21 protein-coding genes are annotated in these 22,265 nt (G+C 69.0%); 12 read left to right on the top strand and 9 right to left on the bottom strand.

What is annotated here, in order from left to right:
* Window positions 1-183: 183 nt before the first annotated feature.
* From ASG07_RS08610 to ASG07_RS08600, 3 genes are all read left to right on the top strand, one after another.
* Complete coding sequence (locus tag ASG07_RS08610; RefSeq protein ID WP_055844488.1) at window positions 184-2,502, top strand: DNA translocase FtsK; 2,319 nt, start codon at window positions 184-186, stop codon at window positions 2,500-2,502.
* A complete protein-coding gene (locus tag ASG07_RS08605; protein WP_055844485.1) occupies window positions 2,499-3,290 on the top strand; it encodes a DUF72 domain-containing protein in 792 nt (263 codons plus the stop codon). Before ASG07_RS08610 ends, ASG07_RS08605 begins: the two co-directional genes overlap by 4 nt.
* Before the next feature lie 97 nt (window positions 3,291-3,387).
* Window positions 3,388-4,272, top strand: a complete 885-nt coding sequence (locus tag ASG07_RS08600; protein ID WP_156361798.1) for a YihY/virulence factor BrkB family protein — start codon at window positions 3,388-3,390, stop codon at window positions 4,270-4,272.
* A 33-nt stretch (window positions 4,273-4,305) separates the two neighbouring features.
* Here ASG07_RS08600 and ASG07_RS08595 read toward each other — a convergent pair whose 3' ends face one another.
* The 3 genes from ASG07_RS08595 to hemC form a co-directional block, all read right to left on the bottom strand.
* A complete protein-coding gene (locus tag ASG07_RS08595) occupies window positions 4,306-5,163 on the bottom strand; it encodes a hypothetical protein (protein ID WP_055844481.1) in 858 nt (285 codons plus the stop codon).
* Between the two features lie 81 nt (window positions 5,164-5,244).
* On the bottom strand, window positions 5,245-5,910 hold the full coding sequence (locus ASG07_RS08590; protein WP_082474675.1) for a uroporphyrinogen-III synthase: 666 nt from the start codon (window positions 5,908-5,910) through the stop codon (window positions 5,245-5,247).
* On the bottom strand, window positions 5,907-6,818 hold the full coding sequence (gene hemC, locus ASG07_RS08585) for a hydroxymethylbilane synthase (protein ID WP_055844478.1): 912 nt from the start codon (window positions 6,816-6,818) through the stop codon (window positions 5,907-5,909). Before hemC ends, ASG07_RS08590 begins: the two co-directional genes overlap by 4 nt.
* Before the next feature lie 92 nt (window positions 6,819-6,910).
* Here hemC and tsaD point away from each other — a divergent pair, with 92 nt between their 5' ends.
* Together tsaD and ASG07_RS08575 are read left to right on the top strand one after the other, a co-directional pair.
* Window positions 6,911-7,936 (top strand): tRNA (adenosine(37)-N6)-threonylcarbamoyltransferase complex transferase subunit TsaD, encoded by a 1,026-nt coding sequence (tsaD, locus tag ASG07_RS08580; RefSeq protein WP_055844475.1) that lies wholly within the window; start codon window positions 6,911-6,913, stop codon window positions 7,934-7,936.
* Entirely contained in the window at window positions 7,936-8,913 is a 978-nt protein-coding gene (locus ASG07_RS08575) for an NAD(P)H-dependent glycerol-3-phosphate dehydrogenase (RefSeq protein ID WP_055845021.1), read from the top strand. Before tsaD ends, ASG07_RS08575 begins: the two co-directional genes overlap by 1 nt.
* A 177-nt stretch (window positions 8,914-9,090) precedes the next feature.
* On the opposite strand, the gene ASG07_RS08570 is transcribed toward ASG07_RS08575, so the two are convergent.
* Together ASG07_RS08570 and ASG07_RS08565 are read right to left on the bottom strand one after the other, a co-directional pair.
* On the bottom strand, window positions 9,091-10,929 hold the full coding sequence (locus tag ASG07_RS08570) for an AsmA family protein (RefSeq protein WP_055844472.1): 1,839 nt from the start codon (window positions 10,927-10,929) through the stop codon (window positions 9,091-9,093).
* A gap of 45 nt (window positions 10,930-10,974) precedes the next feature.
* A complete protein-coding gene (locus tag ASG07_RS08565; RefSeq protein ID WP_082474698.1) occupies window positions 10,975-11,136 on the bottom strand; it encodes a DUF1674 domain-containing protein in 162 nt (53 codons plus the stop codon).
* A 74-nt stretch (window positions 11,137-11,210) separates the two neighbouring features.
* Here ASG07_RS08565 and ASG07_RS08560 point away from each other — a divergent pair, with 74 nt between their 5' ends.
* From ASG07_RS08560 to ASG07_RS08535, 6 genes are all read left to right on the top strand, one after another.
* Window positions 11,211-12,509: an RsmB/NOP family class I SAM-dependent RNA methyltransferase gene (locus ASG07_RS08560; RefSeq protein WP_055844468.1), complete on the top strand. Its 1,299-nt coding sequence runs from the start codon at window positions 11,211-11,213 to the stop codon at window positions 12,507-12,509.
* Between the two features lie 52 nt (window positions 12,510-12,561).
* Window positions 12,562-13,227 carry a ribulose-phosphate 3-epimerase gene (gene rpe / locus ASG07_RS08555; RefSeq protein ID WP_055844465.1) on the top strand — a complete coding sequence of 222 codons (666 nt, stop codon included), beginning with the start codon at window positions 12,562-12,564 and terminating at the stop codon, window positions 13,225-13,227.
* Between the two features lie 59 nt (window positions 13,228-13,286).
* Window positions 13,287-14,963 carry a heparinase II/III family protein gene (locus ASG07_RS08550; RefSeq protein WP_082474696.1) on the top strand — a complete coding sequence of 559 codons (1,677 nt, stop codon included), beginning with the start codon at window positions 13,287-13,289 and terminating at the stop codon, window positions 14,961-14,963.
* Between the two features lie 19 nt (window positions 14,964-14,982).
* Window positions 14,983-16,563 carry a bifunctional phosphoribosylaminoimidazolecarboxamide formyltransferase/IMP cyclohydrolase gene (purH, locus tag ASG07_RS08545; protein WP_055844459.1) on the top strand — a complete coding sequence of 527 codons (1,581 nt, stop codon included), beginning with the start codon at window positions 14,983-14,985 and terminating at the stop codon, window positions 16,561-16,563.
* 87 nt (window positions 16,564-16,650) lie between these two features.
* Complete coding sequence (locus ASG07_RS08540; protein WP_055844456.1) at window positions 16,651-17,436, top strand: glutaminyl-peptide cyclotransferase; 786 nt, start codon at window positions 16,651-16,653, stop codon at window positions 17,434-17,436.
* A 69-nt stretch (window positions 17,437-17,505) separates the two neighbouring features.
* Window positions 17,506-18,489: a glutathione S-transferase family protein gene (locus ASG07_RS08535; protein ID WP_055844453.1), complete on the top strand. Its 984-nt coding sequence runs from the start codon at window positions 17,506-17,508 to the stop codon at window positions 18,487-18,489.
* 4 nt (window positions 18,490-18,493) lie between these two features.
* On the opposite strand, the gene ASG07_RS08530 is transcribed toward ASG07_RS08535, so the two are convergent.
* Window positions 18,494-20,068 (bottom strand): cisplatin damage response ATP-dependent DNA ligase, encoded by a 1,575-nt coding sequence (locus ASG07_RS08530; protein ID WP_055845018.1) that lies wholly within the window; start codon window positions 20,066-20,068, stop codon window positions 18,494-18,496.
* Here ASG07_RS08530 and ASG07_RS08525 point away from each other — a divergent pair.
* Window positions 20,067-20,981: a metallophosphoesterase gene (locus tag ASG07_RS08525; protein ID WP_236694608.1), complete on the top strand. Its 915-nt coding sequence runs from the start codon at window positions 20,067-20,069 to the stop codon at window positions 20,979-20,981. The two genes, ASG07_RS08530 and ASG07_RS08525, sit on opposite strands and share 2 nt — an antisense overlap.
* Here ASG07_RS08525 and ASG07_RS08520 read toward each other — a convergent pair.
* The 3 genes from ASG07_RS08520 to ASG07_RS08510 form a co-directional block, all read right to left on the bottom strand.
* Complete coding sequence (locus ASG07_RS08520; protein WP_055844450.1) at window positions 20,965-21,147, bottom strand: DUF1328 family protein; 183 nt, start codon at window positions 21,145-21,147, stop codon at window positions 20,965-20,967. The two genes, ASG07_RS08525 and ASG07_RS08520, sit on opposite strands and share 17 nt — an antisense overlap.
* 4 nt (window positions 21,148-21,151) lie before the next feature.
* On the bottom strand, window positions 21,152-21,649 hold the full coding sequence (locus tag ASG07_RS08515; protein ID WP_055844448.1) for a Dps family protein: 498 nt from the start codon (window positions 21,647-21,649) through the stop codon (window positions 21,152-21,154).
* 61 nt (window positions 21,650-21,710) lie between these two features.
* Window positions 21,711-22,262 (bottom strand): TMEM165/GDT1 family protein, encoded by a 552-nt coding sequence (locus tag ASG07_RS08510; RefSeq protein WP_236694607.1) that lies wholly within the window; start codon window positions 22,260-22,262, stop codon window positions 21,711-21,713.
* Between the last annotated feature and the right edge of the window lie 3 nt (window positions 22,263-22,265).

The raw sequence follows: 22,265 nt of genomic DNA, 5'->3' as shown, positions 1-22,265 counted from the left end.
CCGCGCTGGCCGCGCCGGCCCAAGCGCGAAATGCGGCGGGAGGGACATACATCGCCATGAGGCAGTGCCGCGATTCCCGCTCGTCCCGGGAACAGGACGGCAACGCCGGCTTGACGAGGTTAACGCGAAAGCCGATGATTTCCGCCGGGCATTCTACGAACATTCTGACGGGGAACGAAGGCGATGGCCAGCCAGGCGCAGCCGCCGCTGTGGCGCGAGACGATGAAGGCAGGCGCGGTGCGCAGCGGGGCGTTGATCGCGTCGGCCGCGATCTTCGCCGTCACCACGCTGCTGGCGCTCGCGCTGGCGAGCTATCATCCGGCCGATCCCGCGATCAACACCGCGTCCGGCGGCAGCGCCGCGAATCTCGTCGGTTTTGCCGGCGCATGGCTGGCGGACCTGATGCTGACCGCGTTCGGCCCCATCGTCGCGCTGTTGCTGCCGGTGGGGCCGATCGTCGGTCTGCGGCTGTGGCGCGACGCGCCGGCAGGTCGCTGGGTGCGGATGTTGCGCGGCGCGACTCTGGGGGTGGCGTTGATGGCGACCGCGCTGGCGTTCGTGTCGGCGGCGTCGGTGCTGGCGTTGCCCGCCGGGTGGGGCGGGATCGTCGGGCTCGGCATCGCGGGTGCGATCCGCTGGGCGCTGGCGTTCATCGGTGAACCGGTGGCGGAGCTGTGGGCGGGGCGGGGCATCGGCCTGATCGCCGCCATCGCCGGCGTCATCGTCTGGGCGCGCAGTCTGGAGATCGAATTCGGCGAGCGGCGCTGGCGTTTTCGCCGCGTCCGCCCGGTGGATGGCGACCTGCCCTACGACATCGACGCCTATGCGACCGACGAGGATGACGAGGAACCGTTGACGCTGACGCGGAAACCCGTGCAGCCGCGCGCGGTGGCGGAACCGGACCCGCGCCCCGCGCCGGTGATCGCCGACCGCAATCTGGCACCCGTGTCCGCCGCGACGCCGAAGCGCCAGCAGCAGCTCGATCTGCGCGACAATTACGTGCTGCCCTCGCTCGACCTGCTGGTGCCGTCGCCTCCGTCGTCCGGCAACGTCATCGACAAGGCCGCGCTGGAGCGGAACGCCCGTCTGCTGGAGAACGTGCTCGACGACTTCCACGTCAAGGGTTCGATCATCGAGGTTCGCCCCGGTCCCGTCGTGACGATGTACGAACTGGAACCCGCGCCGGGCATCAAGGCCAGCCGTGTCATCGCGCTGGCGGACGACATCGCGCGCAACATGTCCGCGATTTCCGCGCGCGTCGCCGTGATCCCCGGCCGCAACGTCATCGGCATCGAACTGCCGAACGCCAAGCGCGAGCCTGTATCGCTCCACGAACTCGTCGGCAGCCAGTCGTTCGAGGATCAGGCGGCGCAGCTGCCGATCATCCTGGGCAAGAACATCGCGGGCGATCCGGTCATCACCGATCTCGCGCCGATGCCGCATCTGCTGGTCGCGGGCACAACCGGGTCGGGCAAGTCGGTCGGCCTCAACTGCATGATCCTGTCGCTGCTCTACCGGCTCACGCCCAGCCAGTGCCGGATGATCATGATCGATCCCAAAATGCTGGAACTCAGCATGTACGACGACATCCCGCATCTGCTGTCGCCGGTCGTCACCGATCCCGCCAAGGCCGTCCGCGCGCTGAAATGGGCGGTGGAGACGATGGAGGACCGCTATCGGCAAATGTCGTCGGTCGGCGTGCGTTCGCTGGCGGGCTTCAACGACAAGGTGAGGGCGGCGCGCGCCAAGGGCCAGCCGCTCGGCCGCCGCGTCCAGACCGGCTACAACCCCGATACCGGCGCGCCGATCTACGAGGAGGAGAAGCTCGAATACGACGTCCTGCCGCAGATCGTGGTGATCGTCGACGAGCTGGCGGATCTGATGATGACGGCCGGCAAGGAAGTCGAATTCCTGATCCAGCGGCTGGCGCAAAAGGCTCGCGCCGCGGGCATCCACCTCATCATGGCGACGCAGCGCCCGTCGGTCGACGTCATCACCGGCGTCATCAAGGCGAACCTGCCGACCCGAATCAGCTTCCACGTCACGTCGAAGATCGATTCGCGCACCATTCTGGGCGAACAGGGCGCGGAGCAGCTGCTCGGGCGCGGCGATATGCTGTACATGCCCGGCGGCAAGGGCATCGTCCGCGTCCACGGCCCCTTCACGAGCGACGACGAGGTGCGCGCGGTGGCCGATCACTGGCGTGGGCAGGGGCTGCCGGACTACATCAGTTCCGTCACCGAGGAACCCGAGGATGGATTCGCGCTGGAGGGCGCACCGACCGGCGAGGATTCGGCAGAGGACCAGCAATATCGCGCCGCGATCCAGCTCGTCTGCGAATCGCAGAAGGCGTCGACCAGCTGGCTCCAGCGCCAGTTGCGGATCGGCTACAACTCCGCTGCGCGTCTGATCGAACGCATGGAAAAGGACGGTATCGTCGGCCGCCCCGATCATGTCGGCCGGCGCGAAGTGCTGCGCGATGCCGAGGGGCACGCGATATGACCGCCGGTATTCGGGTCGGCATCGGCGGCTGGACCTACGAACCATGGCGCGGCACCTTCTTTCCGGAAAAATGGCCGCAGAAGCGCGAGCTGGAATATGCCGCGGGCAAGGTCACCGCGATCGAGGTCAACGGCACCTATTACAGCGGCTTCAAACCCGCGACCTTCGCCGGCTGGCGCGACGCGACGCCGGACGGCTTCGTCTTCGCGCTGAAGGCGTCGCGCTATTGCACCAACCGCAAGGTGCTGGCCGAAGCGGGCGAGTCGATCGCGCGCTTCACGGGGCAGGGGATCTCCGAGCTCGGCGACAAGCTCGGACCGATCCTGTGGCAGTTCATGGCCACGAAGACGTTCGACGCCGACGATTTCGGTGCGTTCCTCAAACTGCTGCCGGCGCAGCAGGACGGCATCGCACTGCGCCACGCCGTGCATGTCCGTCACGACAGCTTCGCCTGTCCGGAGTTCGTCGCGTCGTGCCGCGCGGCCGGCGTCGCGATCGTCTACGCGCACTCGACCGAATATCCGGCGATTGCCGACGTGTCCGGTGATCTCGTCTACGCCCGACTGGAGGCGGCGGAGGAGCGATTCGTCGCCGGCTACGCCCCGGCAGCGCTGGACGACTGGGCGACGATCGCGAGGGGCTGGGCGGGCGGCGGACAGCCGGACGGCTTGCCCTATGCCGCGCCCGATCCTGCGCCGGACCAGCCGCGCGACACCTTCGTGTTCTTCATCAACGGCGCCAAGGTCCGTGCGCCGCACGGGGCGATGGCACTGATCGAGCGGCTGTAGCGGCGGGCGTCCATTCACAACCGCGGTCCCGGGTCGTCGGCGTAGCAGTCCGCGCGATGGATCCGGAACGACCGGCTGACCAACCCGTTTGCTGGCGATGCAGTCCATCACGGCTCCGCCGCTCCACTGGCTGCGCATCTCCCGCTGGCTCCACCTCATGGTCGTGACGATCCGTGGAGCGTTGCGGGATGATTTCGGTATCGCCGCGAGTTCGATCGCCTTCGCCGCATTTCTCGCGCTGGTGCCGCTGATCGGGCTGATCGCCGGCACCTTTGGCCTGTTCGTCTCGCCCGACACGGTGGCGCGCAACATCACGCAGCTCGTCGCCATCCTGCCCGCCGATGCGCAACGCCTGGTATCCCGCGGGCTGGCGACGAAGCTGACGGTGCTGCGCGGCGATATCGCAACGACGCTCGTCTCGCTCGCGGTGACGCTGTTCAGCGCCCGGCGAGCGGGACGATCGCTGCTCCACGGCATCAACCTCGCATATGGCGTGCGGGTGGAGCGTCGCGGCATCCGCCGGCAGGTCGTATCCACGCTGCTGGTGCTTGGTTGTGCGGCGCTGGTGCTGACCGCGCTGGTGTCGCTGTCGGTGCTGGCGTTGCTGCAAAGCTATGTGCCGGACGGGCTGCCCGGCGCATGGTTGGTATCGACCATCATCCTGTTCGGATCGCTGACGCTGGGTGCGGGCGGGGGGCTCGTCATCATCTATCGCTATGCGCCGGCCTGCGAACCGATCCCTTGGCATCGTGCGTTGCCGGGGACGGTCGCCGGAGTCGCGATGTGGTTGCTCGCTACCCTCGTATTCCGCCTCTACGTGGCGCGCTTCGCGTCGCTCGGCGACACCTATGGTTCGCTCGCGGCGGTCGTGGTGCTGATGCTCTGGCTGATGGTGTCAGCCTGGGTCCTGCTACTCGGCGCGCGGCTGAACGCAGAGGCGATGCGATCCGCCGGAGCCGCCATCGTCGAACGGGACGCCTAACGCACGACCGGGTCACCAGCCGACGTAGGCCGCTCAGGCGCCTTCGGTCGTCACCACCGGCGTAGTGTCCTGCGCCGGCGCCACCCGCAGCGGCGGTTGCAGACCCTGCGCCTGCCCCAGGATCGCCGCCGTCTCGATTACGTCGAGCGCCTGATGCGTCAGGACCCAGCGCCGTGCCGCCCCCATCCACGCACCGGCATCGCCCGCGCCCGGCAGGCGCGCGACTTCCGCCCGCGCCGCATCGACCCGGCCATCGTCCAGCAACCGGCGCGCCCGTGCGAGCCGGTCCTCGGCGGCGGGCGAGGGCGTACCCTCCGGTCGCAACACCACCAGATTGCCGAAACTGCGGCGCAGGTCCGCCCACCAGCCCTCGCTCGCGGGTCGTGCCAGATCGGGGGCGAGCGCATCGAGGCCCTGGCGCAGATCCTCCGCCGTCACCGGCTCGTGCGCCGCCTGCACGATGATCGCGACCGCTTTGGGCTGCGCCTGCGCGAAGCGGGTGCGGAGCTGCTCCTCCAGATACCCGAGCGGCGTGCCCTTATCGATCGCTCGCCGCGCTGCGAACGCGACCATCAGGGCCTCTGCCCGCGTCGCCTGCGCACCCGCGGCGGCGGCATCGGTCGCGACGACGGCGGCGCGCGCCTCCAGCGCGGCGAGTTGACCGGCCAGTGCCGCCTCGCGGGTGACCAGCGTCGCGGGATCGACGTTCGGCACCGATCCGGTCGAGGTCAATGGTTGCGCCGGCTGGAAACCGGTCGCGGCCGGCTGTGCCTCCGCGGCCTGGCGTTGCGCCATCAGTCCGCCGAACGACCAGCCTGACCGGAACGCCAGCCCCACCAGCAGCGCGCCGCCGACGAAGGCGAGCAGCACCAGCGTCAGGATGATGCCCATGCGAGGCCCGCGGGACCGCGTCGGATCGGTGGGCGCGTGGCTGCTCATCGTGGGCGTTTATCGGGCCGTGGGGCGATCCGGTCAATCACCGATGGCACCGGCGAGCCGCACCGCCAGCGCGACGAGTGCCTCGTCCCGGGGCAATTCGCTGGCGATCACGCATCGCCAGCCATCCCCAGCCGCCGCGGCGATGGAGGGACTGAGCGCCGCAAGCGCGATGCTTTTGCGCCGTTCCCCCGCCACCAGCGAAGCCAGCCGCGACGCTGCGCGCGCCGAATGCAGCATGGCGACGGTACCGGCCAAGGACGAAACGTCGACCGGCAGCGGTTCCGCGGCATAGACGACGATCGTCGTAGCGCCCGCCACCGCGCGATGCTCGCGGCCCGCCAGATGCAACAGCCGCCCGGAAGTGACCGCTGCTACCGAAGCGGCATCGCCGCTTCCCGTCAGCGTCACCGTGAATCCCGCTGCTCGCGCGGCTCGCGCCGTTGCCTCGCCGACGGCGACGACGGGAAGGGATCGGAGTCGCGCCAGATCCTCGCCGCCATGCCGCACGGCGTTGGCGCTGGTCAGCAGCAGCGCGTCGAAATGCGATGGTTCCGGCGCCGCCCAGTCCACCGCCGCTACCGAAAACAACGGTAACCTGCGGGCCCCGCACCCGGCCGCCTGGACCCGCGCCGCCGTCGCCGAATTCCCCGGCTCCGGCCTCAAGACGGCGATGGGACGGGGTGTCCCGCCGCCGGTCACGCTGCGAACAGTCGCCGTACCGCCTCCGGTGCCCGCGCCAGCAGGTCGGCGGCCAGTGCGCCGCCAAGGTCTTCGCCCGGCACGCCCTCGACCTGCCCGACGATGGCCTCTGCGCCGTCCTCCGACAGCAATTGGCCGCGCAGCGACAGCGTCTCGCCCGCCAAACTCGCCAGCGCCGCGACGGGCGAGTGGCAATCCGCGGCCAGCCCCGCCAGCAGCGATCGTTCGGCGGCAATGCAGACGTGCGTCGCCGGATCGTCGATCGCGGCGACCAGCGCCTCCGCCGAGGCATCGGCGCGGCGCACCTCGATCCCGACCGCGCCCTGCGCCGGTGCTGGCAGCATGACGTCGGTGCCGATCGCGTGGCCGATATCCTCGCGTCCCAGCCGGTCGAGCCCCGCCGCCGCCAGCAGCGTCGCATCGACCTCGCCCGCCGCCAGCTTCGCCAGCCGCGTTTCGACGTTGCCGCGGAACAGCACGATCGACAGATCGGGCCGCAGCCGCAGCAACTGCGAGCGCCGTCGCGGCGAGCTGGTGCCGACGACCGCCCCGTGCCGTAGCGCATCCAGTGATTCCACCCCGATCAACCGGTCCCGCACATCGGCGCGCGGCAACGTCGCTGCGATGCGGATCGCTTCCGGCCGGATCGTCTCGACATCCTTCATCGAATGCACCGCCGCATCGATCTCACCATCGAGCAGCGCGCGGTCGAGTTCCTTCGTCCACAGCGCCTTGCCGCCGATCTCCGCCAGCACGCGGTCCTGCACCCGGTCGCCGGTGGTGCGGATCACGACCAGTTCGACCGCGTCCTCGGGCCAGTCATGGGCGGCGCACAGGCCCGCGCGCACCATCCCCGCCTGGGTGAGCGCCAGCGGCGACCCCCGCGTCCCGAGCCTGAACCGGATCATCCCCGCGGGTTAGCGCGCGGGGCGGGGCTTCGCAACGCTACCCGTGCCGACGCGGATTTGCCCGTCCCCGTCGCCCGTCCTACAGAGCGTGGATGCTGATCCTCGGCCTTGAATCCTCCTGCGACGAGACGGCCGCCGCGCTCGTCACCGACGATCGCCGCGTGCTGGCGCACCGGCTGGCGGGGCAGGAGGCGGCGCATGCCCCTTATGGCGGCGTCGTGCCTGAAATCGCCGCGCGGGCGCATGTCGAGGCGATGGAGCCGCTGATCGCCGCCGCGCTGAGCGATGCCGGCATCGCGCTCGCCGATGTCGATGCGATCGCCGCGACCGCCGGGCCGGGATTGATCGGCGGCGTCATGGTCGGACTCGTCACCGGCAAGGCGCTGGCGCATGCGGTCGGCAAGCCGCTGATCGGCGTCAATCATCTGGAGGGGCATGCGCTCAGTCCGCGGCTGTCCGATCCCGATCTCGATTTCCCCTATCTGCTGCTGCTGGTATCGGGCGGTCATTGCCAGTTGCTGCTGGTTGAAGGTGTCGGCCGCTATCACCGGCTCGCGACCACGATCGACGATGCCGCGGGGGAGGCGTTCGACAAGACCGCCAAGGTGCTGGGCCTCGGTTTCCCCGGTGGCCCGGCGGTGGAGCGGGCGGCGGCGCTCGGCAATCCTCGCGCGGTGCCGCTGCCGCGTCCGCTGAAGGGGTCGCCGGAGCCGCATTTCTCCTTCGCCGGGCTGAAAAGCGCCGTGTCCCGCGCGGTGGCCGATCATTCGCCCGAAGATCTCGCCGCATCCTTCCAGGCGGCGGTGGTCGAATGCCTGATCGATCGCACCGCCCGCGCGCTCGCCGCCGCGCCTCAGGCGCGGACGCTGGTGGTGGCGGGCGGGGTCGCTGCCAATACCGCCGTCCGCACCGCGCTGGCGGGTCTGGCGGCGGAGCATGGCCGCCGTTTCGTCGCGCCCCCCCTTTGGTTGTGCACGGACAATGCCGCGATGATTGCATGGGCGGGGGTGGAGCGGTTCGCCGCCGGCCTGACAGACCCGCTCGACATGCCCGCGCGTCCACGCTGGCCGCTCGACCCGTCGGCTCCCCCGGTTCGTGGCGCAGGAGTGAAGGCATGATGCGGATCGGGGTTCTCGGCGGCGGTGCCTGGGGTACCGCGCTGGCACAGGTCGCGGCGCATGGCGGTCGCGAGGTGCTGCTGTGGGCACGCGAGCCGGAGGTGGTGGAGGCGATCAACCGCGATCATCTCAACCCGCTGTTCCTGAACGACATACCCTTGTCGACATCAATCGTCGCGACGACCGATCCGGGGCGGATGCGCGATCTCGACGCGCTGCTCGTCGTCGTCCCGGCGCAGCATGTCGCCGCGATCCTGAGCGCGACGCCGGTCGGCACGACGCCGCTGGTGCTGTGCGCCAAGGGGATCGAGGCGGGTACGCGGCGTCTGGTGGGGGAGGTCGCGCGCACCGCGCACCCGGCCGCGCCGATCGCCGTGCTGTCCGGCCCGACCTTCGCGCACGAGGTCGCGCGGGGCCTGCCGACCGCGGTGACGCTGGCGTGCGAGGATGACGATCTGCGCGGGGCGTTGATGGAGCGTCTCGCCGCGCCGCATTTCCGCCCCTACGCATCCAGCGACGTGACCGGCGCGGAGATCGGCGGCGCGGTGAAGAACGTCCTCGCCATCGGCTGCGGCGTGGTGGAGGGCGCTGGGCTCGGCCAGAATGCGCGCGCCGCGCTGATCGCCCGCGGCTTCGCGGAGATGACCCGCTTCGGTCTGGCACGCGGAGCGCGGGCGGAGACGCTGGCGGGGCTGTCCGGGCTGGGCGATCTCGTCCTGACCTGCTCGTCGACCAGCAGCCGCAACTTCTCGCTCGGCGTCGGGCTGGGGCGTGGAGAAATCGCGGCGACGCTGCTCGCCGACCGCCGCACCGTCGCCGAGGGTGCGTTCACCGCCCCCGTGCTGCGTCAGGCGGCGGCGGATGCCGGCGTCGACATGCCGGTGACCGAGGCCGTCTGCCGCCTGCTGGAAGGAGCCCCGGCCGCGCAGGTCGTCGGCGACCTGCTGGCCAGACCGCTGCGCGACGAAGGCCGATAGACTTTTTAGGTCCTCTCTTTTCCAGGGGGAGGTGGCGCGCCGTTCTCGCATCACGCTGCCCTGCAGCATCCCGTCTTATCTATATCGCTCCCGACAACGCGCTCGTTGCACCACGGATATGATCCGTCGTCGCATACCGGGCTGGACGAACCTTGGCCTGACGTTCCGCCGCGACGATCAGCGGAGAGCCCGCGCCGCCAGCGTATCGCAATCGGCGTTGCCCGCCACCGGTCCACTGTGCCCGGTAATCCGATTGCCGATTGCTTTCAGAATGTTACCGACCGACTTCACCTCGCGCGGCACGACGATGCGCGGATCGGTCAGCGTTCCTCCGATACTGGCATTGCCGGGAATACGCAGGATCACGTCCTGCTTGGGTGCGCCGTTCATCGTCAGCGCCAGCGTCTCCGCCGGAAATGCGATCGTGCCGGCCCCCTTCAGCTGGCTGATCGCGGTGTCCACCACGAGTGGATCGACGCGGCCCCTACCGCCCTTCACGGATACCCGCGCGATCAGACAGCGCAATCCGGCGCGATCGTGCGAGCCCGCCATCAGCGCGCGGCCCGCATCGAAACCCAGCGCGGCGGCGTAACGCTGCGGCAATTGACCGTCGCGCACGACGAAGCCGATGCTGCCGCTCGACCGGCCGATCGCACTACGGATGGTGTCGCCGGTGCCGCTCAGCCGCGCCCGTCCGTCGACCTTGCCGGTGAACTGTCCCCCGGCGGCGAAGCCCGCGACGCGGCCGCCGTCCAGCCGTATGTCGAACGACAGGGTCGGCGACCGACGATCGCCACGCTGGTCGATCGTCGCCCGCCCCGTGACGCGACCCTGCGCCAGCTGCATCTTCAGCGGCGCCAACGTCAGCAACTGGTGGTCCATCGTCATCGTCCCGGCCAGCGAGCTTATCGGCGCATTGGCTCCCGGCCCGACGATCTGGCCGACGCGAAAGACTAGTCGCCCGTCCGTGTTATCGATATTGCCGATGTCGATGCGGGTGTCGGGGACCAGCCGGGGCCCGATCGCCCGTTCATTCGCGGCACCCTCGGCGCGTCCTTCCGGCGAGGTCAGGTCGTCGAACGCGAACTGGCGCGAGATCAGCTCGCCGTCGATCTTCGACCGGCCGTCGACCTTGTCGACCGTCATCCGGCCACGCAGGTCGGACCGGCCGATCGTTCCCTTCAGCCCGGTGATCGTCCAGCGCGTCGGATCATGCCGGACATGCGCGGTCAGCGCCACGGGTCGGGTCCGGAACAGGCCAGCCTCGATCACCGCGTCGATCAGCTTCAGGTCGGTCGCGCGCGCCGACACGTCCAGCGTCATCGCATCGGTGTCGAGCGGCCGGTCCATGTTACCCTTGGCGTGCATCGTCAGAGCACGTCCGGTGATGTCGGCGGTGAACGGCCAGGGCCGTGCGCGAACGGGGGCGGGGCCGCTCACGGTAATCCGAACCGGCGCACCGCGGATGACGCCGTCGCCCTCCGCCTTAAACCCGGCGTCAGGATCGGCGCTCAGCCGCATCGTCGCGCGCCGGTCCTGCACCGCGTCGGCGTAGCTGACGATGGCATCGCGGATCGTGATCGCGCCGAGGTCGGTGGAGCCGCCGCCCTGCGGATTGCCGGGCCGATCCCAGTTGGTCCGCTTCTGCGCATCGCGGACCAGTGCCAGCCGCACGCCGTCCGCGGTCACATCGCGGGGTCGGAACTCGCCGGTCAGCAGCGGCCATACCGGGAAGCTGACCGTCACCTGCTTTACCCGCGCGAAATCGCCGGTTCCCGCCCAATTCGCCTGCGGCACGCGCACGTCGCGGATGGCGATGACGGGAACGAAGCCGAACGAGTCGATCCGGTCCACGGCACCGATCGTCACCGGCCGGCCGAAGCGCTCCGTCGCCTCACGCTCGACGATGCCGCGGAACACGCCCCACGGGAACATCGCCACAATCAGCAACAGGATGACGACGACGCCGAGCAGCCCCCCGCCGATGATCCGCCAGCGCCTGCCGATTTGCCCCATATCAAGCGGGACGTTCCGCAGGGAAAACAAGTTCCCGCGCGGGCGTCAGAAATCGACAGCGATCCCTTTCAATTCCCAGTCGCCGTACCGTACCGGATCACGACCGAGCGGATCGTCGTCGCGCTTCGGCGTGGCTTCCGGCTGCGGCACCGGCGGGTTGGGTGACAGATAGCTGGGCGGCTTCAGATGGTCGGGACGCTGTCCCATCGGCGTATCTCCGGTGCTGTGGTTGCTGGAATATCGCTGCTGCTCCACATAGGGGCTCAAAGGAGTTCTCCCAAGTGAAGCCCAGAACGAAGCCGGCGGGGCCGCAGACGCATGCGCCCGAACCGCTCGGTGTGCCGACCCGCCGCGCCGCGATCAAGCTGCTCGATGCGGTCCTGCGTCGCGGCGAATCGCTGGAGGCGGCATTGCCGGCGGCGACGCGGATGGTCCACGGTCCCGATCGCGGGCTGGCGCACGCCATCGCCGCGGAGACGTTGCGTCGCCTGCCCGATCTTGACGCCGCGATCGACGGCGCGACCGAGCGACCGCTTCCCGACGATGCCAAGGCGCGCACGGCGCTGCGCATCGCGCTGGTGCAGGCGCTGGTGCTCGGCACGCCGCCGCACGCTGCGATCTCGACCGTGCTGCCGCTGGTCGACGGCGGCCCGCGCAAGCTGGTCCACGGCGTGTTCGGCACGCTGATGCGCGCCAACATCCTGCTGCCGGAAATCCCCGCCCTGCCGCCGTTGGTCGAGGCGCGGTGGGAGGCCGCCTGGGGCGAGGCGATGGTCGAGGCCGCGGCGGAAGCCATCGCCGCACCGCCGCCGCTCGACATCACGCTCGCCGATCCGGACGCGACGGAGGAATGGCGGGGGCGGTTGGGTGGCGAAAGCCTCGCGCCCGGCCATCTGCGCCTCGTCGATCATGACCCCGTGCCGGAAATGGCGGGCTACACCGACGGCGCGTGGTGGGTGCAGGACCTTGCCGCGACGATCCCGGCGCGTATGCTGGGGAAGGGCGACGGTGTCGCGCTCGACCTGTGCGCCGCGCCCGGCGGCAAGACGATGCAGCTCGCCGCCGCCGGCTGGCAGACCGTCGCGATCGACTCGTCGCAGGGGCGGATCAAGCGGCTGCGCGAGAACCTGTTCCGCACCCGCCTGAAGGCCGAGGTGGTGCGCGCCGACGTGCTGCTCTGGTCGCCGGAGGAACCGGCCGACGCGATCCTGATCGATGCGCCGTGCAGCGCGACCGGCATCTTCCGCCGCCACCCCGACGTGCTGCACCGCGTTCGCCCGTCGATGGTCGCCGAACTGGCGGAGCTTCAGACGCGCATCCTGAACCGCGCCGCAGACTGGGTGAAGCCGGGCGGCGTCATGGTCTTCGCCACCTGTTCGCTGGAGCAGGAGGAGGGCGAACGACAACTCGAACGCTTCCTTGTTGCGCGGCGCGACTTCGCGGTCGAACCGGTCGACACGGCGTCTTTGCCTGCTGGTGTGACGGCCCGGGCGGAAGGATATGTCCGGACGCTGCCGACGATGCTGGCCGAAAAGGGACGTCTCGACGGGTTCTTCGCGGTGAAGCTGCGCCGCGCCTGACCTTTCGCACCCCACCTTTCACCGGGGCCCATCCCGCGTTACACGAGCGCCCATGCCAGCCCTTCCCGTCCGTATCGCCCCATCGATCCTGTCCGCCGACTTCGCGAAGCTGGGCGAGGAGGTGCGCGCCATCGACGCCGCCGGCGCGGACTGGATCCACATCGACGTGATGGACGGGCATTTCGTGCCCAACATCTCGTTCGGCCCGGCAGTGATGAAGTCGGTGCGCGGCGTCACGGCCAAGCCGTTCGACGTCCACCTGATGATCGCGCCGGTCGATGCGTATCTGGATGCTTTCGCGGATGCCGGCGCGGACTGCATCAGCATCCATTACGAGGCGGGGCCGCACATCCATCGCTCGCTCCAGCACATCAAGGGGCTGGGCAAGCGGGCGGGCGTGGTGCTGTGTCCCGGCACGCCCGCCAAGATGCTCGACTATCTGCTCGACACCGTCGATCTCGTACTGGTGATGAGCGTCAATCCCGGATTTGGCGGTCAGCATTTCATCCCCGGCCAGCTCAGGAAGATTGCGGCGATCCGCAAGATGATCGACCAGACCGGCCGCGCCATCGATCTGGAGGTCGATGGCGGCGTCGATCCCGACACCGCGCGCCAGTGCATCGACGCCGGCGCGGACGCGCTGGTCGCCGGCACGGCGGTATTCCGTGGCGGGCCGGATCGCTACGCCGACAATATTCAGGCCCTTCGCGGCGCGTGAGCGACCTTCCCCCCGATACCAATCAGTGCCTCGACGGAATCGACGAGGGCAGGCGGCTGATGCGCGTCGGCGGCACGTCCGGCCTGTCGCTGGCGGAACGGCTGACCGAACGGTTACACCGGTTGACGTGGCGGACGCCGCTTCACGGCATGCGGCTGAAGGGGCGGTATCCGCTGAAGCTGATCGCGGTGCCGGACGATCCCGTGCTGGGCGATGCCGCCCGGGGTCAGGCGCTGCTCGCCGGCCAGCTTGGTTTTCGCGGCGAGACACGGGCGACCGACACGCTCGATTTCGCCAGGCCCGACTGGTCGCCCGCGTTCGATGCCTATGTCCACAGTTTCGCGTGGCTGCGCGATCTGTCGTCGGGAGCCACCCGCGCCGACGGCGCGACCGTCGCCGAAGGGCTGATGCAGCGGTGGCTGGCCGCGCATGGCACGAAGATCGAGGGCGCGGCGTGGTCGCCGGAGAATTGGGGTCGCCGCATCCTGTTCTGGACCGCGCATGCGCCGCTGATCCTGTCGTCCACCGACCTGATCTATCGGTCGCAGGTACTGAATACGCTGGCGCGGGGCGCGCGGCATCTGGATCGCAGCGCCGACAAGGCCGCCGCTGGTGCGCCACGCGTGGCCGCGTGGTGCGGCGTGGTCGCGGCGGGCCTGCTCATCCCCGGCGGCGAGCCGCGGCAGGCGTTCGGGGAGGCGGGACTGACCCGCGCGCTGCACACCGGTCTGTCCGAGGATGGCGGCGTCGTGTCGCGCAGCCCGGCGATGCTGCTCGACATGATCGCATTGCTGTCGACCCTGCGCGAAACCTATGCCGCGCGCCGGCTGGAGCTGCCCGGCGTCGCTGAGTCGGCGCTGGCGCGGATGGTCCCGGCGCTGCTCGGCGCAAGCCACGGCGACCGCGCTTTGTCGAGCTGGCAGGGCGGCGGACCCTCGACCGAAGCGGAGGTCGCGGCGGTCATCGCGGCGAGCGGCATCCGCACCCGTCCGCTGCGCCAGTCGCGCGAATGGGGGTATCAGCGGCTGGCGGCCGGATCCGCGGTGCTGATCGTCGATGCCGCGCCGCCGCCGGTCGCGCGGGTGGTCGACGGCGGCTGCGCCTCGACGCTGGCGTTCGAGTTCAGCGACGGCCCCGTCCGCATTGTCGTCAATTGCGGCGGCGCGCGCGCGGCGGTGGTGCAACTGCCGGCCAGCCTCGCCGAGGGGCTGCGCACCACCGCGGCGCATTCGACGCTGACGGTCGGTGATTCGAACTCCACCGCGATCCACGCCGACGGCACGCTCGGCCGCGGCGTCGCGGAGGTCGAATTGTCCCGGCAGGAGTCGGATGCCGCGAGCCGGATCGAGGCGAGCCATGACGGTTACGTCCGCCGCTGGGGCTTCAAGCATCGACGCCAGTTGCTGCTGACCGGCGATGGTCGGGAGTTGCGCGGCGAGGATGCGCTGCTGCCCGCCGGCCGCAAGCGCAACCCGGGCGCGACGGCGTTCGCGGTCCGGTTCCATCTCGGTCGCGGCGTGCAGGCGTCGGCCACTGCCGATGGACAGGCGGCGATCCTGCGCCTGCCCGGTGGCGCGCTGTGGCAGTTCCGCGCGCGTGGCGGTGCGCTGGCGATCGAGGAGAGCGTGTGGATCGACGGGGAGGGGCGGCCCGTGGCGATCCAGCAACTGGTGGTCGGCGGAGAAGCCCCGACCGGCGGCGCGCATATCAGCTGGGTCTTGAAGCGCGCGCTCTGACCGGCCAAGGGCGCTGGCCATGAGCACCATCCCCGTCACCCGCGCCCTCCTGTCCGTCTCCGACAAGACCGGCATCGTCGACCTCGCGACCGCGCTGGCGGCGAAGGGCGTCGCGCTCGTCTCCACCGGCGGCACCGCAAGGGCGCTGCGCGAGGCCGGGCTGACCGTCGACGACGTGTCGGACCTGACCGGTTTTCCGGAGATGATGGACGGCCGCGTCAAGACGCTGCACCCCAAGGTCCATGGCGGCCTGCTCGCGGTGCGCGACGATCCGGCGCATGTCGCGTCGATGCAGGAGCACGGCATCGCGCCGATCGACCTCGTCGTCGTCAACCTCTACCCGTTCGAGGCGACGGTCGCGAAGGGCGCGGAACGGGACGAGGTGATCGAGAATATCGACATCGGTGGACCCAGCATGGTCCGCTCCGCCGCCAAGAACCACGCGCATGTCGCGATACTGACCGATCCCGCCGACTATGCGGGCGTGCTGGCCGAACTCGATGCTGGCGGCACCACGCTCGCCACGCGCCGCCGCCTCGCGGCCAAGGCGTTCGCCGCCACCGGCGCGTACGACTCGGCGATCGCGCAGTGGTTCGCCTTTTCCGATCAGGGAGAGACGTTTCCGGCGACGCTGCCGCTCGCCTTCACGCGCCATGCCGAGGAATTGCGCTACGGCGAGAATCCGCACCAGTTGGCGGCCTTGTACCTGCCGCGCGGCCCGCACGCCCGCGGCATCGCCCAGGCGGAGCAGTTGCAGGGCAAGGCGCTCAGCTACAACAACCTCAACGATGCCGATGCCGCGCTGGAACTGGTGGCGGAGTTCCGCGACGGACCGCCGACGGTGGTGATCGTCAAGCATGCCAACCCCTGCGGCGTGGCGAACGGCGAGACGGTGCTGGACGCGTATCGCGCCGCCTTCGCGTGCGACACCGTGTCGGCGTTCGGCGGCATCGTCGCGGTCAATCGCCCGCTCGACGGTGCGACGGCGGAGGCGATCTCGGAGATCTTCACCGAAGTCGTGGTCGCGCCCGACGCCGATGCCGATGCGCGGGCCGTGTTCGCGCGCAAGAAGAACCTGCGCCTGCTGATCGCAGGCGAACTGCCCGATCCGACGCGCGGCGGGCTGGCGATCAAGAGCATCGCCGGCGGCCTGCTGGTGCAGTCGCGCGACGACGGCCGGCTGGGCGAGTTGAAGGTGGTGACCCGCCGCGCCCCGACCGGGCAGGAACTGGCCGATTGCCGTTTCGCATGGACGGTGGCCAAGCACGTCAAATCGAATGCCATCGTCTATGCGAAGGACAATGCGACGGCCGGCATCGGTGCGGGCCAGATGAACCGGCTGGAATCGGCGCGGATCGCGGCGTGGAAGGCGAAGGATGCGGCGGAGAAGGCAGGCTGGGCGCAACCGCGCACGATCGGCTCCGCGGTGGCTTCGGACGCGTTCTTCCCCTTCGCCGACGGCCTGCTCGCGGCGGTGGAGGCGGGTGCGACGGCGGTGATCCAGCCGGGCGGCTCGATCCGCGACGACGAGGTGATCGCGGCGGCGGACGAGGCGGGGCTGGCGATGGTCTTTACCGGCATGCGCCACTTCCGCCATTAGGATCCAGGGGTTTTGATCGGTGCGGACGGGACGGCAACGGAGCGGTAGGCGCTTGCAGCCTCGCATCGCCTGCCGCACTCAGGTGCGATGATCCCGACGCTCCTCACCCTGCTCGCGCTGTGGCTCGCGCCGCAACAGGCGCCATCGCCATCGGCCCCCGTCGCCGCACCGGCGGAGGCGGACATTCCCGTCGTCATACCGCGTATCGTCGCCCGCTACCCGCACGACCGCATGGCCTTCACCGAAGGCCTGTTGTGGCACGACGGCATGCTGGTCGAAAGCACGGGGCAGGAGGGCCAGTCAGAGGTCCGGCGCGTGCGCTTGAACGACGGCCGCATCATCGCCCGCGCTGCGATCCCGCCCGCGCAGTTCGGGGAGGGGGTCGCACTGGCAGGCGACGAACTCGTCAGCCTGACATGGCATGACGGTATCGCGCACCGCTGGAATGCGAAGACGTTGAAGCGGCTGGGGACGTTGCGATATTCCGGCGAAGGCTGGGGACTGACCGGCGATGCGACGCAGTTGATCCGCTCCGACGGCTCCGACACGTTGCGTGTGGTCGATCCGAAGACGCTGAAGGATCGCCGCCGCATCTCCGTCACGATCCGCGGCCGGCCGCTCAAGGACCTGAACGAGCTGGAACTCGTCGATGGCACGATCCTCGCGAATGTGTGGCACACGCCGTATCTCGTCCGTATCGATCCCGCGTCGGGGAAGGTCGTCCAGATCGTCGATCTGGGGCCGATCGTCGCGGAAATCGGGGCGACCGATATCGAGGCTGTGGCGAACGGCATCGCGTGGGACGCCAAGGGCCGGCGGTTGTTCGTCACGGGCAAGCTCTGGCCGACCCTGTTCGAGATCGCGCTGCCGTGATGCCGGGCGCATCCGGCGGATCACCGGACAGCCTTCGCGCGTAGTCCCTTCGCGAAACGGGAGCGGCAGATGGGCAGAATGGTGGACGGCGTCTGGCGGCCGGGCAAGGTGACCGAAGACTCCGCCGATGGCGCGTTCAAGCGGCAGGACGCGGGCTTTCGCGACTGGATCACCGTAGACGGCGGACCCGGGCCGGACGGGCAACCCGGCCGACCCGCCACGGCGGGACGCTATCACCTATATGTCAGCTATGCCTGCCCGTGGGCGCACCGCACGCTGATCGTGCGCGCGTTGAAGGGGCTGGAGGAGGTCATCGGCGTATCGGTCGTCGATCCGGTCATGCTGGATCACGGCTGGACCTTTGCAACGGACCGGGGCGGCACCGGCGATCCGCTCCACGGTGCGGAGTATCTGTGGCAGCTCTATGCCCGCGCGCGAAACGGCTATTCGGGCAAAGTCACCGTGCCCATTCTGTGGGACATCGAAACCGGTGCGATCGTCAGCAACGAATCGTCGGAGATCATCCGCATGCTGACATCCGCGTTCGACGGGCTCGGCGCGGCGACAGGCAATTATTATCCGATCGCGCCGAGGCCCCAGATCGACGCGATCAACGCCGAAATCTATGACCGGGTGAACAACGGCGTCTACAAGGCCGGCTTCGCAACCACGCAGGCCGCTTATGAGGACGCCGTCAGGCCGCTGTTCGCGACGCTCGATCGGCTGGAGGCGCGGCTGGCATCCCGTCGCTGGCTGGTCGGCGATGCCATGACCGAGGCGGACATCCGCCTGTTCACCACGCTGGTCCGGTTCGACCCGGTCTATGTCGGCCATTTCAAATGCAACATCCGCCGCATCGCCGACTACACCGCGCTGGAAGCCTATCTGGAACGGATGCTGGCGATCCCGAAGATCGCGGCGACGGTTCATCTCGACCACATCAAGACACATTATTATGCCAGCCATCGCGATCTGGATCCGACCGGTATCGTTCCCGTTGGTCCCGATCTGCCATGGGCGGACCTGATTATGCCATCACCTTCGTCGCGATGAGAATCTAGCTCACCAGCCGTTTTAGCGTGCCAAGTTGATCGGCCTCCGCCGCCGGCTTGTCCGTCCTGATCCGCGCAATCCGGGGGAAGCGCATCGCGACGCCGGATTTGTGCCGCGTCGAGGCGTGGATCGAATCGAACGCGATCTCCAGCACCAGCGTCTTCTCGACCTCCCGCACCGGGCCGAAACGGTTGAGCGTGTGGTTGCGGACGAACTTGTCGAGCATCCGCAACTCCTCGTCGGTGATCCCCGAATAGGCCTTGCCGACTGGCAGCAACTCGCCGTCGTCGGTCCAGCAGCCAAAGGTATAGTCGCTATAATAGGAGGAGCGCCTGCCGTTGCCGCGCTGCGCGTACATCATCACGCAATCCGCGGTCAGCGGATCGCGTTTCCATTTGTACCACAGCCCGGCGCGGCGACCGCCGACATAAGGGCTGTCGCGCCGTTTCAGCATCACGCCCTCGATCGCGGCGTCGCGGGCGCCGGCTCGGATCGCTTCCAGATGCGTGAAGTCATCCGCCTCGATCACCGCGCTGATGTCGAAACGTTCGGGATCGAGCCGTGGCACGAAAGCCTCCAGCCGCTCGCGCCGTTCGGTCCACGGCCGCGTGCGCAGGTCCTCGTCGCCGTCGACCAGAATGTCGTAGAGCCGGACGAAGGCGGGATAATCGGCCAGCATCTTCGCCGATACGGTCTTGCGGCCCAGCCGCTGTTGTAATGCGTTGAAGCTTGCTGCCTCGCCCCCCTGCGCCTCCCCCTTCACCAGCAGTTCGCCGTCCACGGCGCCGGGTTCGGCGAAAGCGGCGGCGACATCCGGAAACGCACCGGTTACGTCGTCGCCGGTGCGGCTGTAGAGGCGCGTCTGACCCGCGACATGGACGATCTGGACGCGGATGCCGTCCCATTTCCATTCTGCGGCATATTCTTTGAGATCGACGCGCGCATCCTCCAGCCCGTGCGCCAGCATGAACGGGCGGAAGATCGGCGTATCCACCGCCGTCGGTCGTTCCGCGCGACCCTCGACCCATTCGAACAGCGTCGCATAGGGAGGATCGAGGCCGTGCCACAGCTCCTCCAGTTCATCGACATCGATCCCGAACGCGTTCGCCAACGCGGTCTTCGCCAGTCGGGCCGATAAACCGATGCGCAGGCCGCCGGTCGCCATCTTCAGCAGCGCGAACCGTTCCTCCGCATCCAGCCGGTCGAGCATCGTCGCCAGCACCGCCGGCGCATCCGATCGCGACAGGTGCCGCAACCGGTCGACCGCCTGCGCCAGCGACAATGGCTCGGGCTCTGCGGGTACGACCGGTGCAGGCCAGAGCAGCGCCACCGTCTCTGCCGTGTCGCCGACATAATCCCGGCTCATCCGGAACAGCACGGGATCGACGCGTTGTTCGATCAACGCACGTATTTGCGCGGGTTTGACGCCAGTGAGATCGAGATCGCCGGTCAGCGCCGCCATCGCCCAGCCGCGATCCGGGTCGGGCGTCGCGAGCAGATAATCGGCGACCAGCTTCAGCTTGGCGTTACGCCCTCGCGTATAAATCAACGAATCGAGAAGCGCGGCGAAGGCGTGCATGGCATCCGAACGCATGGCGTGGCGGAACCGCTCCCGCTACGGGGCGGCGATGTTTCTGCACCGTTCGCTGCTCGCCTCTCTGCTTCTAATCGCGGCCGGCGGTATCCTGTTCGGCATCGGCGTGCACAATGCGCGCCTCGATCCCGTGCTGCGCCGGACCATTGTCGGGCTGCCCGACTGGCCGGTGGGTGCGCCGCCGATGACGGTGGCGCTGTTGAGCGACATCCACATGGAAAGCATGACAATGGACCCGGGCCGTTTGCGCCGCGTGGTCGATCGCGTGAACGCCCAACGTCCCGATTTGATCGTCATCGCGGGTGATTTCATCGAAGGGAACGGCGTAGCCGAGGCCATCCACGCGGTGCCGTTGCTGGAAACCGAACTGCGGCGACTGTCGGCACCGTTCGGGATCGTCGCCGTGTTGGGCAATCACGATTATACGACGGATGATGCACGGGTCGCGCGGATGTTACGGCGGATCGGGGCGACCCTGCTCGTCAACGACGCCGCGCAGATCGGTCCGTTGCGGGTCGCCGGGTTCGGCGACCAGTCGACCGGCCATTTCCGGATCGCGCCGGGGCTGTTCGCGCTATTGCGGCTTCAGGGTGCGGGCGTGATGATCGCCCATTCGCCCGAGGCGACGTTGTGGGCCAAGCCACTTATCCACCTGTTGCTGGCGGGGCATACGCATTGCGGGCAGGTCGTGCTGCCGTTCTTCGGCGCACCGATCAATGTCGCTCCGCCCCGCTATCGGTGCGGCGTGATCCGGGATCCGGGACGCACGATCATCGTTACGGGCGGGCTGGGGACCAGCAATCTGCCGATCCGCTTCGGCGCGCCGCCCGACTGGTGGCTGATCCGGATCGGACCGCTCGCCACCAGCCGGACGGGCGGAGTCAAAGCGCGTCCTTGACCTTCTTGCCGGCGAACAGGCCCAGCACGAGGAAGATCACGAACAATACCAGCGCGATCACGAACAGGATCTTGGCGATGCCGACAAAGGCGCCGCCGACACCACCGAATCCGAGACCGCCTAGCACGAGGCCCAAAACGAGGAAGATCAATGCGAGTTTCAGCATGGGATCAGCCCTTCCGTGCGGTTTCGAAGAGGAACCAGGCGCGCTCCTCCGCCTGATCGATCCAGTCGTCGACGATCGACGAGGTGGCGGTGTCGTTCGCTTCTTCGGCGCGTTCGCGCGCATCGCGGAACACGGCGATCAGCTTCAGATTGTCCTCACGGAGTTCCGCCAGCATCTCGTCGGCGCTGACATAGTCGTGATCGTTGTCGACGATCGTCTGGTGACGACCGATGTCGCCGATCGAGCGCAGGGTGGTCTGGCTGGTCTTGCGCACCCGCTCGCCGATCGCGTCGGTGATGCCGAGGATCTGCGCGGCCTGATCGTCGAACATCAGGTGATAGTCGCGGAAATGCGGGCCGGAGACGTGCCAGTGGAAGTTCTTCGTCTTCAGGTACAGCGCGAAACAATCGGCCAGCGCGATGTTCAGCGCCTCCGCGACGGTACGCGTATCGTTGCGGTTGAGGTCGGTGGGGGTCTTCAGGTCGGGGGCGACGTCGGCCATCTTAAAGCTCCGGGTTTCGGGATCGTCAGCGTAACGATCCTTCCGCCGAATGGCTCCGCATTCAAACCAGCCGGAGTGCCGACACAGTGAGCAGCGCGGCGGCGAGCAGGAAGAGCGCGGCTATCGTCCGTCGCGCAATCGTCAGCGGCAGCGCCAGCCACGCCCGTTCGCCGAGCAGCGCCGCCGCGGCGACGATGGCAGCCCCCCCCGATGTCGCGCCGATCGTCGCCAGCACCGGCGATCCGCGTCCGGCAGCGAGCGCCGCCACCACGAATTGTACGCCGTCGCCGAATGCCAGGATGAACAAACCCGAAGCCGTCGTCAGGAAGCCGCCGAGTCGCCAGCTGTCGAGCCGCTCCGGTGGCTTGCCGGGCCAAAGCGCGCCGCCGCCCTGCAACGCCAGCGCCAGTGCCAGCAACAGCCGTGCCGCCTCCGGCGTCAGCGCCGGCGCGAGCAGGATGCCGGCGCCCGCCGCCAACGCGGTCGCGGCGGCCAGTGCCACCAGGGCAGCGAGGATGACGGTGGCGGGTCTGAACCGGTCGGCGAGGATCGCCGCCAGATGGGCGGGCCGATCGCCGACGCTGGCCAGTGCGGCGGCGACGAGCGCGGCCATCAA

Source organism: Sphingomonas sp. Leaf343, assembly GCF_001423765.1.
GTDB lineage: Bacteria > Pseudomonadota > Alphaproteobacteria > Sphingomonadales > Sphingomonadaceae > Sphingomonas.
Note: the sequence above shows the minus strand (reverse complement) of the source record. Positions and strands in the feature narration are given on the sequence as shown.